Here is a 13,041-nt window from a genome sequence, read left to right on the forward strand (position 1 = left end):
CCTATCTAATCCATAAAAATACTCTGCTCATTGCACATAGATCTAAATTTAGAACTTTGATCATATAAATTTTTAAAAGTGCCACAGCTTAAAATTTCTCCATTTTCCATTAATAATATTAAGTCGCTGCCCATTACAGAAGATAGCCTATGTGCTACGGTTATAATTATCTTATCTTTTTTTATGCCATTTATAACACTTATTATACGTTTTTCTGTGATCGAGTCCAGAGCACTAGTAAATTCATCCAATATTAAAAGATCTGGCTCCCTATATAACTCTCTAGCTAAAGCAATAAGTTGTCTTTGGCCACCAGAGATATTTGATCCATTCATATTTAGTTTTTCAACCTTTATCTTATCTATACCAAGCAAATTTACTATACCATCATACTTTTCTTTTTCATACAATTCACCAAAAACAATATTATCCGTAATACTTCCATCAAAAATAATGACTTCTTGTGATACATATCCGATCTTGTTTCTGAAACTTATATTATCGATACTATTTTTATTAATAGTTAGTTGACCTGATAATGGCCTATATAAAAAAGCAAGTGTGTTCAAAAGAGTACTTTTACCAGATCCAGATCGTCCAACTAAAGCGTAGTTATTACCCTTTTTAAATTCAACATTTATATCCTTTAGTACAACCTTATTATCTACAGAAATGCAGACATTCTCAATTTCAACAGAGCCTAAAGTTAAAATATGTTGTGAAGTATCATTTTGGCTTTGTTTTTCTGCATTTTTTAAAATATGATTATACACATTCATAACAACTTCCACTGAGCCTATATTTATTAAAAAATCTTGATACGAGTGCTGTATACTAAGTATCTTAACCAAGGTTCTATATAGTAGCAATCCTAAAAACACAACTGTCACAGTACTTTCATGAAACATGATTTCGTTTATAATAATTGTTGCCGAAATAGCCATTACACCAATAAATTCGGACATATTCTTTGGTATGGAATTTAAAAAAGACATTTTTTCCATATTATTACTATAGTCTTGTGAAATTTTATTAAAATTTATATTGTTATATTCACACCTATTGGTAGCTTTAATATATTTCATACTATTTAATATTTGCAGTACTGCAAGATTTGTCTTGGCACTATAATCAACAACCGTTTTAGAATACCCAATAATAGCTTTTGTAATTTTTCTTTGAAGCACAACCACGACTAATCCGATCCCCAAAGACACTAAAACGAGCGTAAAACTAATATACATGGCAAAGAACAAATATGCCAAAGAATAAATAGCATTAACCCAAATTTGGAGAAAGTAACGTATAGACAAGGCACTCTTTTCTATCTCTTTTACAAAAATATTATTTAATACATCAATGCCCATTTTGTTATATTCTACAAAATCCATACTATACAAATTTGTCATAATGTTCTTTTTTACATTAAACATAAACTGATAACTAGACTTATAAATATAGAAATTTTGAATGTTTAAAAATATAAATTTAACAACAAATACTACAACAATTAAAATAGAAATATTAATTGTTGAATATTGTAAACCAATGCTAGAAAAAATAAAATTGATTATATTAACAAGATCAGAACTACTCTGAGTATCCAAGAGAGGAATAAAAAAACCGATTCCAACTATCTCAAAAAGTGCACTTATGATCATTATAAAGAATAAAATAAAAATTGGAATTGGGATATTTTTTCTAAAATAATTTAAAATCTTTATACTCATGTCTATTGAAACCTATAAGCAAATTCAAAATCCATAATATACTTTCTATTAAAAGCTTCGGCAAATTGATCCTTATTGATTGTAGCCAAACCATTTTCAAAAGAACAATCAACAAAAGCTACTCTATTTTTTAGTGTTTCCTTTGCCTCGGATGTAAGCCCTGCTTTACATAAATCTATTAAGATCAACGGAGTATTAGAAGAAACAACTTCATTAAAAGATGTAGAATCAGCAAACGGAGTAATAACACAATCTACACTTTCTAAAAATTTATCCATAGGACATTCATCCACGTAGCTAGCATTATTAAACAATGATAATACCTTGTTCTTAGGTCTTAAGGCCCCTTTTGGATGTGATTTTATAAATACTTCATAATCTTCGCCTATTAACTTTAATAACTTATATTTAAATTCGAAATATTGCAAATCGCTAGGGTTAAAAATAGCCCTTCTATTGACCCATAAATTTGAAGAAAGTATCCCTATTTTTTTAATATTTTTACCTTCAACAACCACATACTCTTTATTGCTGCTACAACCAACACTTTTTTTTGTTTTAAGACACTTAAATTGTATGTTTAGCCCGTATTTATCTACCCTTTTATGTATTATATCGATATCAAATTTATTAAATATATAAAAATTATTAGGTATTAAATATTCTATATATAGCCTAGGATCAAATTTATAATCAATATGAGAGATAGAGCCAGAATGCATACAAGAATTTGTTTCTACGCCAAAATTCTTAAGAACAGAAAAAATGACCCTACTTTTGTAATTGCCCATCGTTCCAGTAAATATTTTACTAAAATATATTTTCTTATTTTTCATTGCATTTTTGCAGTTTTTATAATCAATATATCCCTTATAAACTATTTTCTTTAAAATTGCCACCAAAAGATTGTAAAATTTATCTTTATCTATCTCTTCTGAGGTTATTTGGGTTATATTTTTTGATATGTTCTCAATGAAACTATTCAACTTAGGATCATCAAATTTCACAATATCGTTTACTTTTATCTCGTCAAAAAAATATTCAAAGTCTATAATTGAATATTTTATATTTGAATTATTTAAAAACTCTATTAGCCATTTATTTCTATTTAAAACAACAACCTGTTCTTTTTTTGAAAAAAATATAAATATTTTTTTCAAAAAATACTTATAGTCTTTTTTATTATATATTTCAGATAAATAAAAATTAACAAATGGCACTTCTTTTCCACCAGAATACAGATCTGGCAAATAATATGGAGAGAGACATCTTTTGCCAATCTTGCTATCAATTATATTTTTATCAGTATAGATTACATCAAAACCACTTTTTTTTAAACGAGCATCTGCAAGGATATTAGAATATAATGCGATCAAATTTGAGATAATAAAAGGACATGTTATTTTTAAAACATTAGAAATCTCATCATTTTGATTTTTTATATAGTCAAAATAAAGAAAATCAAATACTTTTTCAACAAACCCATCAACATCATCACAATCAACAGGATCCCCTTGATTAATAGAAGATTGATATGATATATCTGGAGAGCAGTAAATATCTAAATAAAACTTCATGTCATACTTTCAAAAGAAGAAACACATGCCTCTCTAAAGCTATCTATATCTTTTAAGAGTAAATTTTTATCAAAATATTTTACACCTCGAAATAGTGGCACCATTTTTGTACCCATACCTCTTTTAAAATGTGCTATATTTATCTGTTTTTCGTCCAAATAGTCTAAAAATCCATCCACTAAGTTATACCCTGCAGGCTGAGAGTACTCCATATGCTTAAACCCCATATCATGAAAATACTCAGTAGCTTTTTGCAAAATGGCGTGATATATAGGAATTCTCATATTTGTAAATTCTGGATCATCTGCGCCGCTCATATATACAACAACTTCGCTCGCATGTAAAAAATAGCAAAGACCTATAAATTGGCCTTTATATCTTAATCCTATAATAGTAGCATTGCCATTTTGTAGCATTTCATACTGCTTGTCAAATGTTGTTTTAGGTCTTGTCTCTCTACCTGCGGCCTTTTTGTGAAGCTCCCTATATGCCTCATGGATTTCATAGCTTTGATTTTCTTTAGATGCTACAACAAAGTCATATTCACTATTTTTAAAAATTGCATTTATGGATGACTTGTATCGTTTTCTTAGCCTCGTCCACAAAGCGCTTTTTTCACCGCATAGATCAAGCACGCAGTTGCTGCCAGTAGCATCTATAAAGCCATATTTGATAAGGTAGTTATATTTATTAAAAAACTCCATAACCAAAGAGTCCAAATAAAACATTATCTTACCAACATTATAGCTTTTACTTGTCTCAAAAATTTCTTTAAAAACTATGTCATAAGCTCTATCGCTTATAGCAAGCGGAGCAACCGTAAAATATCCAGACAAGGATATAGAGGCGACGCCATTTGCTTGCTCTACTGGCAAAAAACAAATTCCAACACACTTGTTGCTCTCAACAACCACAAAGCTTTCATCACTAAGTATATCTTTGGAATAAAATTTCATGTAGTCCAGATATGAGCTTAGATATCTTGGGCTGTGAATATTTTCTGAGATATATTCCTGCCATCTAGCTTCAAAATTCTCACGATCCTCTTTATAGCGCACTATCATATGCTAAATCCATCATCAACTACGATATTTTGACCATTTACATATCTACTCATATCGCTAAGTAGATATACCAAGGTGCCTTTTAAGTCACTATTGTTTAACATACCCTTGTTTAGGCACTGATCTTTATATTTTTCCAAAAAAGGCTCTGGCTGGTTATCAAATATACCGCCAGGACTTAGCGCATTTACCTTTATATTCATCCCTTTAAAGTACTTTGCCATATATTTAGTAAGGTGTATAAGTCCTGATTTTATTGCAGCATATTCAACCGGCATAGTCATTGTTGTGTTATTATATATTTCAAATTTTGGAGCAACCACGCCATAGATCGAGCATATATTTATGATATTTCCATATCCTTGCTCTTTAAAATATCTTGCAAACTGCTGAGATGCGGCGAAATAACCACCCAAATTTAGTCCCAAATTTTCTATAAAGTCACTATACTCAACATCAAAAAAGTGCCTTCCATAGTTCTTGTTTCGAGGGTATGCATTATTTACTAGTGCATCTATCCTTTTATACTTATTATGCAAATATTTTATACAAGCCTCCAAAGAGTCTTTAGATGTGATGTCGAGCTTCACAAAGTCTATATTTTTTGAATTTAGCTCTTTAGATAGCGTCTCTTTTGCCTCTTGTCCTATTTTTTCATTTATATCCGCGATAATAGCTATGCCGTTGTTTTCAACAATGGCTTTTATAAATTCTTTACCAATAAGTCCAGCTCCACCAGTAACTACAACTACTTTATCTTTTAACACTGCTGTTCCTTATATAAATTTTACTTTTAGTTAAATTTTCTAAACACTGGCTTGATAGGGCTACCTACTAAATATCTTTCATATCCCTCATTAACTGCCTTTCTATAAACTTCAAAAGTTTTTTCTAGTGCGTTTTTAGTCTTTGTAAGTTCATTTTCTCCGTGAGCATAAGAAAGTGCCACCCAAGGAATAAGCACACCATTTTTGATCATTTCTTGAGAAAAAAGAGTTCTTAGCCCTAAAGAATTTTGACCATTTTTATCAAAGGTCAAATAGTACGGGCTGCACTCGATCCCGCCTGCTACGAAATTTCTTTCGATTTCATATTTTTTTGCAAGCTCATTTATCATCGAGATTAGTTTTGTGCCATAGTTCCAAATATACTCAACCACATTATGCTCTTTCATAAATTTCATAGCCGCAACAAAAGCACCTAAGCCACTCATCTCTGCACCATGTGTTGTTGATAGCAAAAAGACTCTCTCCCTGCCTTCAAATTCTATACTGCCAAGCTGCATTATCTCTCTTTTTCCAGCAATAGCCGCAACTGAAAATCCATTTGCCATTGCCTTTCCAAAAGTGCACAAATCAGGCTTAATGTCGTAATAATATTGAGCCCCTTTTAAATGCCATCTAAAGCCAGTTATCATCTCGTCAAGTATAAATACTGCTCCATTTTTATGACACAGATCTCTTACTTTATGTAAAAAATTATCTTTTGGGTGCTCTGTTGCCGCTGGCTCTAAAATCACACAAGCTATTTGATTAGGAAATTCATTAAAAAGCCTCTCTAAGCTTTCAATGTTATTGTAGCCAAACGTTTTTGTACCTTCAGTATCCTTTTGCGGTATACCCTTGGTAAGTTGTGTAGAGCCAATAAACCAGTCATCATAGCTAAAAAATGGGTGCTCTGCGCATCTTGCAACCAGCTCCCTTCCAGTGTATGCTCTACTAAGTTTAATAGCTGCTGTTGTTGCTGTTGAGCCATTTTTAGTAAATTTAACCATATCAACACTATCTATCATATCTATTAATAATTCAGCAGCCTCTAGCTCAATCATGCTAGGCTTAGTTAGATTGTTTCCAAATTCTATTTGCTCGATCGCAGCTTTATTTATTTCTTCATTCGCGTAACCTAAATTTACAGCCCTAAGCGCCATTCCATAGTCTAAAAATTCTCTACCATTTTCGTCATATACATATGCGCCTTTCCCTCTTTTTAAAATTTGTGGAGCATTGGCTGGATACTGATCAAACCCTCTGCTATAAGTATGCGCACCACCTGGTATTGCTTTTAATAATCTATCTTGATAAGCCATTTTTATAACCTTTATAATTCATTATCGCTTCAACCATTACAAAATCATCAATATCATCTATCTCTAGTGATTTGTATTTTGGGACTTCATAGCCTATGGTGTTGTCGTGATAAAATGTTTTTTTATCAAGCAAAACATCCGTCTTAGAGACATAGATCGTTCCTTCAAAGAAATAAACATCTTTTATCTCTTGCCTTCTTAAAACCCTCATATCTTTATTTTCATATCCAGAAATTAAGCCTTTTTCATCTTTTGAGACTAAAAAAGCTGGATTTTGACTCTCTGTTTTACAAATTCCAACAATCGAATCAGCCTTTGACTCTAGTAAAATTTCAATAGCCCTATCTATATCGCAAACTTCTCTCAAAGGTGATGTAGGCTCTAATAAAACGATATAGTCAAACTCTTTTTTTAATTCATTTTTATAATAATCTATAGTGTGTTTTACAGCATCAAAGGTTGTGGCGGTATCACTTGCCAAGTCGCTTGGTCTTAAAAAAGGGACATTTGCACCATGCTTTTTTGAAATTTCTGCGATTTTCTCATCGTCAGTGCTAACCATGACCTCATCTACATATTTACTTTTTAGTCCAGCCTCTATGCTCCACGCAACAAGTGGCTTTCCACATAATTCTTTAATATTTTTTCCAGGCAAACCCTTGCTGCCTCCTCTTGCCGGTACAATCGCTAAAAAACTATTATTTTTATACATTAAAAAACTTCTTTATACTCTTCATTTGCTCTTTGGTATTCTTCCATGCGTCCTATATCAAGCCAATACTCTCTGATCGGGAATGATATAACATTTTTACTTAATTTTATAAGCTTTTCAAATAGCGCAGGCATGTCGTAAAACTCATTTTTAGGGATCAGATCTAAAATTTCAGGTGAGAGCATATATATCCCAGCACTTACAAAAAATTTCTGCACTGGTTTTTCTGCGATAGCAGTTATTTTATTATCATTCATCTTTACCACACCGTAAGGTACCTCATAGTCGTACTCTCTGACGCACATTGTAGCTGTGGCTTTATGTAGCGTGTGGTAGTTAAAAATGTGCTCGAAATTTACATTTGTAAGAAGATCGCCGTTCATTACGAAAAATGGCTCACTCGGGCGCTCTTTTAGTAAGCTTAACGCCCCTGCTGTGCCCATCCTTTTTTCCTCTAAAACGTAGTCTATATTTACGCCAAATTCTTTTCCGTCACCAAAATAGTCTCTAATGATACTGGCATTAAAATTTACACACATTGTGATATTTGCAAATCCATACTCCGCAAATTTCTCGACTATCGTCTGAAGGATCGGCTTATTTCCAACCTTTAGCATCGGCTTTGGCGTATCTTGCGTGAGTGGTCTAAGTCTAGTACCAAGACCTCCTACCATTAGGATAACTCTATTTGTCTTGATCTTTGGCTCAACAAGCTCTTCTATCTCTTTTAAGTCCAAAACTATTCCATTATCATCTACTATTGGTATCTGGTGAAGTTTTTTAGATAATGCTATCTTTAAAATTTCCTCTTTTGTACTAGAAATTTTTGCAATAGCCGGCTCTTTAAAAACTATCGTCTCTATAGGACTATCAAGGTCTAGCCCCCTTAATATACCCCTTCTTATATCGCCATCTGTTAGTGTCCCAAGGAGCTTATCATTGTCATCAACAACTAAAGCTATCTGCATAGCTCCGCTATCTATAATCCCCAAAGCTTCCTTTATGGTAGCATTTTGTTTTAGCTTTATGTTTTTTATATTTTTCATAAAATTTCCTTTAAAAGCATAAAACTTTCAGCATACTCACATCCACAAGTTGCCCCCCTTAAGGTGGCTAATGCTCTTAAATTTCTTTCACTTCTTGGAAATGGATGTTCCCCTATTTCACTTTTAAAAATTTTCATTATTTCTATTTTTTTATCAAGATAATTGCTTATATCCACAAATGAATTTGGCATAAAAGCATCCTCTTTAACACCTGGGGCAAATTCTGTTTCACTTAGAATTTCCATCATGTATATCTTTTTGATAAATGGATATCTAAATACCTTTGTGCAGCTATAGCTCGCTTCAAAAATTTTCCTATGGTCGCTATGCACGTCACTTTTAAATGGAAGGTATATGATGTTTGGCTTTACCTCACTTATTACCTTTGAGACTTTGCCTATAAGTTCGCTCATACTATACTCATCTACTCGCATTGTATTAAGTCCCAAACTAAAAACACCATCAAATTTATAAGCATCCGAAGTTTGTTTTATCTCATTTTCTCTAATAGCAAAATAGTCATTATTTTCGTCTATTTTTGTGCAAATAAGCCAATGAATCTTATCGCCACTCGCTTTATACCTTAAAAGCGTTCCGCCACAGCCTAAAGTTTCGTCATCTGGATGAACAGCTACTACTAAAATTTTATTTTTCATATTAACTTTCTTTTTATATGCCACTTTCTATCATTCAAATCGACTTTATCTAAAAAATCGACAATTTTTTTATGAGCATAGCCATCTCCATAAGGATTTTGTAAATTTTTGACAGAATCTCTATATTCCTTGTTATAAAAAGCTTTTTCTATAGATTTTTTTATCTGATCTTTGTCGTATTCTACAAATTCTACATTTCCAGCATTTAGTCTCCCTTTTTGTCTGTTTCCTATGTTTACAACAGGCAATTTATAAAATGGAGCTTCCAATATACCCATGCTTGAATTACCGACCAACACCTTCGCATTCCTCATAATATTGACAAATATCTCCCTGGGTAATGTTTTATAAAATTTTATATTTTCGCTACAATTATCATCTATGGCTTTTAAAATATCATAAGAGCCTGGATCTGTGTTTGGATAAATGCCTATCACTTTAACCTTATTTTCAAAAGCAAATTCACTTATTGCATTCATTGTTATATTCATTTGTCTATAGCTGTCCTCAATCTCAGACGATAGAGGGTGTTTTAAAACAACCAGATACTCACTGCTATCTATATCAATATCCAAAAATTCACCTAATTTTTTCCTATCAATAATCTTCGTCTCTAAGATATTATTGAGCGCTGGGTTTCCGCTAAAACAGATTCTAAATTCTTCCTCACCCAATCTTTTTATATTTTCTGCATATTCATTCGCTGTAGCAAAATGAATGTGAGCAAGTTTGCTACAAGCCATCCTTATCGGATCATCGGAGTTTCCATAGACAGGATCCCCGCCGCCAATATGAGCGACTAAAACATCCATATAGTTACCAACAACACAAGTTGCTATACTCTCTTCTCTATCTCCAACAAAAAGTAAAAAATCAGGTCTTTCTCTATCTACTACTTGAGTAAGCCCTTCGATTAACAATCCAACTCCTTTTGATCTTTGGGTTTTTCTATTTGTCATGAGCAGAGAATCAATTTTTTCAGCTATATCAAAACCATCATCTTTGATTTTATCCAATGTAAATCCATGCCAATCTGAAAGATGGGCACCAGTAATGACAACTTTCAGATCAAAATTTTTATTATTTTGTAACTCTTTTAATACAGGATACAAAATATCATATTCAGAGCGAATTCCTGTTATTGCTAGTATCTTTTTCATCTATTCTCCATCTCCAAGTAATTTTTTATTTCTAATAAATTATTTATGTTATAGTCATATGCAAACTCAATATGTGAAGTATAGCCATTTATAAATCTAAAGGCTTTTATCCCTGCTTTTGTTGCCCCAACAATATCAGTATGCGGGTTATCCCCCACAAAGATAGCATTTTTATTTTCAACACCCAAAAGCTTTAAAGTCTCCAAAAACGGCTTTTCATTCGGTTTTTCAAATTCTTTGCCAAACTCTCTAGCGTAGACTATTTTATCGGTAAATTTTTCCAGATTCAAAGCTCGAACTTTATTTTTTTGAGCCATCACCACACCATTAGTTAAGATTGCCTTACAAATATTCTTGCAATTCAGGTAATCCATCAGAATATGAGCCTCTTCATATAGCTTCAAACGACAATTAATATTTTTGTATATTTCAAATAGTTCATTTTGTCTATCTTTAGAATAAAAATTTATTTTTTTTAAGATATCTGTAAAGATATCCTTACTGTGCAATATAAAACGATCATCGTAGGCGTTCTTAAACAGATCAGCATCTATGCCATAAACTTTTGAAAATTCTTCAAATACCATTAAGAAATACAACTTTTCATCGTAAAGAGTATTATCTAAATCAAAAATAACCGCTTTTATCATATGTTACAGCCAAACCTGATCGAAATATCTAAGAAATGTTTTTGGAGTTTGAAATTTAGATTTATCTATTTTTATTTTTTCTCCAAGAGCAAGTTTTAAAGTTTCCAATGGGAAATTAAACCCTATATCTTTGTCTATTCCGCTACTTGCACCGATTCTTGGATTTAAATCAAAAAGCGCAATCTTGCCATCTTCTGTAGTTGCTAATTCCATGTTATTTACGTAAGATAAATTAAATTTTTTAATGATGTTCGAAGCTAGTTCTTCTATTTTTCTATCATAATAAACCTTTCCCCTAAAAGTCTGCGAAGCATTACCCCACTCCCTCGTATGAGTTAGCGTAAAAAAATTCTCTCCGTCTTTGCAAATTGAGTAGATACTATAATACGGATCATGTAAATATTCCATTACAATCAAATCATCAAATTTATTTTGATCTTTAAGAATTCTATCAAAAAAATTAAAAGGGTACTCATTTATTGGCTTTGATTTAAAAATATTTTCAAAGTCAAATTTATCGCTAAGAATATACACGCCCCTTCCGCCCCTTCCAAACCTTGGCTTGATTACAACTTTTTTATCTGGATATCCTATTTTTTTTATAGATTCTAAAAAATCGAAATAGCTATTAACGATAAAATATTTTGGGCAGTGTTCGGGGATACTAGATTTTAACTCATCATAGACTATTCCTTTGTCATATGCCTTAATTAGATTCTGATATTGCCCGACAATAACCTTGCAAGGCATTTTTTCTATGAATTTAGCAAGAACCAGATTGTCTTCGTTACCACAAGGCAATATTACTTCTATGTTATATTTCCTTGCTAATTTTTCAATAAAATCCACAAACTTAGTCTCATCTATAGCGCTATTTGGAGAAATTTCAAAAGTATCAACAAATTTTCTACCAACAGCAAATTCAAATGCATCAACCCCTATAATATTTATGTCATACTCTAGCGTATTCTTAAGTGCTTTTAGTATATCCGGGCTAGTCATTCCGCCAACAGTAGTTACTAATAAATTTACTTTCCTCATATTAATACTTCCTTTAGTTTTTTAACAATAGTCATAGCATCACCCTTACCGATTAGCATGTGCATCGGTAAGGATATGTGTGTTTTTGAAAGCCTTTGTGCATTTAGCATTTTCTCTCTTTTTGTATCCTTAAATAATGGTTGATCGTGAAGTAACGGAAAATATGGAGCATCCGCTTTTATATTCATTTCATTTAGCTTTTTAATAATCTCATCTCTATTGTGACTTTTTAAAAACACTATAAACCTCCAATAGGAGTGCCTACTATTTTCAGCCGGAACCTGTAAATGGACAATGCCTTTGCTAATAAAACTTGATAATTCATTTTTATATATACTCGCTATTTTATTTCTATATTTTACAAATTCTTCCAATCTTTTTAACTGATAAACGCCTAATAATGCCTGAAATTCAGTCATCCTATTATTTGAGCCAAGATTAACAAATAATTCGCCGTTAAAATTTATATCTATTCCCCTATTTCTAAAACTTGCACATTTTTCAAAAATTTCCTTGCTATTGGTTGTTATCATTCCACCCTCGCCAGTTGTTATGATTTTTGTCGAGTAAAATGAAAAACAACCTATATCGCCAATGTTTCCAGCCTTTAGCTCTCCAAAAGTCGCACCATGAGCATGGGCAGCGTCCTCAATAAGGGTAATATTTCTCGCTTTTAAATACTCCTTTATTTTTAGTATGTCTTTACTTATCATCCCAGCAAAGTGCACTATAATGACCGCTTTGGTATTTTTATTAATAAGTTTTTTCATAAATTTAAAATCTAATAAAAAATCATCATCTATATCGCAAAAAACAATTTTGGCACCACTTTTTAAAACAGATGAACCTGTAGCCACAAAAGTTTGAACCGGAACTATTACTTCATCGTCTTTAGTTAAATTTAAACTAGTTAAAGCGATTTCCAAAGCGCTCGTGCAAGAGTTAGTAGCTACTGAATATTTACTCTGGCAATATTTTGCAAATTCTTTTTCAAATTTTTGAACATTCTCGCCCATAGTGAGCATTTTTTTGCCACTTAATATTTCTCTAGTTTCTTTCAGTATTTTTTTAATATCATCTTGTGGGAAAAAAGGAAAAGCTGTATTATATTTTTTCATTTTCTTGCAACCTCAACATATTTTTTTAACCCTTCTTCTATGCTAAAAGGCTTAAAATCTAACAATTTTTGAGCCTTTGTTATATCTATAATAACATCAAAATCATACGAAAGAGTTTTATCTATCAATATTATTTTTGAATTACTTTCTGTTAATTTTATAATTTCGTTTGCAATTTCAACCAATTTTAAAGAATTGCTG

General features: G+C 31.7%; 12 protein-coding genes and 1 pseudogene. All 13 read right to left on the bottom strand.

All coding sequences use genetic code 11. From position 1 onward, the window contains the following. Positions 1-5: 5 nt before the first annotated feature. Positions 6-1,730 carry an ATP-binding cassette domain-containing protein gene (locus CVS91_RS06235; protein ID WP_107831045.1) on the bottom strand — a complete coding sequence of 575 codons (1,725 nt, stop codon included), beginning with the start codon at positions 1,728-1,730 and terminating at the stop codon, positions 6-8. Between the two features lie 2 nt (positions 1,731-1,732). Next, positions 1,733-3,307, bottom strand: coding sequence for a hypothetical protein (locus tag CVS91_RS06240; protein ID WP_107831047.1), 1,575 nt, complete (start codon positions 3,305-3,307; stop codon positions 1,733-1,735). Further along, positions 3,304-4,371 carry a GNAT family N-acetyltransferase gene (locus CVS91_RS06245; protein ID WP_107831049.1) on the bottom strand — a complete coding sequence of 356 codons (1,068 nt, stop codon included), beginning with the start codon at positions 4,369-4,371 and terminating at the stop codon, positions 3,304-3,306. The genes CVS91_RS06240 and CVS91_RS06245 overlap by 4 nt, the downstream gene beginning before the upstream one ends. After that, the gene (locus tag CVS91_RS06250) at positions 4,368-5,138 is read right to left on the bottom strand and encodes an oxidoreductase (RefSeq protein WP_107831050.1); all 771 of its coding nucleotides are present in this window, start codon (positions 5,136-5,138) and stop codon (positions 4,368-4,370) included. The genes CVS91_RS06245 and CVS91_RS06250 overlap by 4 nt, the downstream gene beginning before the upstream one ends. A gap of 26 nt (positions 5,139-5,164) precedes the next feature. Further along, positions 5,165-6,457 carry a glutamate-1-semialdehyde 2,1-aminomutase gene (locus CVS91_RS06255; RefSeq protein ID WP_107831052.1) on the bottom strand — a complete coding sequence of 431 codons (1,293 nt, stop codon included), beginning with the start codon at positions 6,455-6,457 and terminating at the stop codon, positions 5,165-5,167. Continuing rightward, the gene (locus tag CVS91_RS06260; protein ID WP_107831054.1) at positions 6,441-7,169 is read right to left on the bottom strand and encodes a cytidylyltransferase domain-containing protein; all 729 of its coding nucleotides are present in this window, start codon (positions 7,167-7,169) and stop codon (positions 6,441-6,443) included. Before CVS91_RS06260 ends, CVS91_RS06255 begins: the two co-directional genes overlap by 17 nt. Beyond that, a complete protein-coding gene (locus CVS91_RS06265; RefSeq protein WP_107831056.1) occupies positions 7,169-8,215 on the bottom strand; it encodes a nucleotidyltransferase family protein in 1,047 nt (348 codons plus the stop codon). Before CVS91_RS06265 ends, CVS91_RS06260 begins: the two co-directional genes overlap by 1 nt. Continuing rightward, on the bottom strand, positions 8,212-8,871 hold the full coding sequence (locus tag CVS91_RS06270; protein WP_107831058.1) for a PIG-L deacetylase family protein: 660 nt from the start codon (positions 8,869-8,871) through the stop codon (positions 8,212-8,214). Before CVS91_RS06270 ends, CVS91_RS06265 begins: the two co-directional genes overlap by 4 nt. Next, positions 8,868-10,031 (bottom strand): UDP-N-acetylglucosamine 2-epimerase, encoded by a 1,164-nt coding sequence (gene neuC, locus CVS91_RS06275; RefSeq protein ID WP_107831060.1) that lies wholly within the window; start codon positions 10,029-10,031, stop codon positions 8,868-8,870. The genes CVS91_RS06270 and neuC overlap by 4 nt, the downstream gene beginning before the upstream one ends. Further along, positions 10,028-10,681, bottom strand: coding sequence for an HAD family hydrolase (locus CVS91_RS06280; protein ID WP_107831062.1), 654 nt, complete (start codon positions 10,679-10,681; stop codon positions 10,028-10,030). The genes neuC and CVS91_RS06280 overlap by 4 nt, the downstream gene beginning before the upstream one ends. Before the next feature lie 3 nt (positions 10,682-10,684). After that, on the bottom strand, positions 10,685-11,722 hold the full coding sequence (locus CVS91_RS06285) for an ATP-grasp domain-containing protein (protein WP_107831064.1): 1,038 nt from the start codon (positions 11,720-11,722) through the stop codon (positions 10,685-10,687). Continuing rightward, positions 11,719-12,840 carry a DegT/DnrJ/EryC1/StrS family aminotransferase gene (locus CVS91_RS06290; protein WP_107831066.1) on the bottom strand — a complete coding sequence of 374 codons (1,122 nt, stop codon included), beginning with the start codon at positions 12,838-12,840 and terminating at the stop codon, positions 11,719-11,721. Before CVS91_RS06290 ends, CVS91_RS06285 begins: the two co-directional genes overlap by 4 nt. Next, positions 12,837-13,041: pseudogene (locus CVS91_RS06295) on the bottom strand (hypothetical protein); the annotation flags it as partial. The gene CVS91_RS06290 and the pseudogene CVS91_RS06295, both read right to left, overlap by 4 nt.

The organism is Campylobacter concisus, assembly GCF_003048985.1.
Classification (GTDB): domain Bacteria; phylum Campylobacterota; class Campylobacteria; order Campylobacterales; family Campylobacteraceae; genus Campylobacter_A; species Campylobacter_A concisus_AY.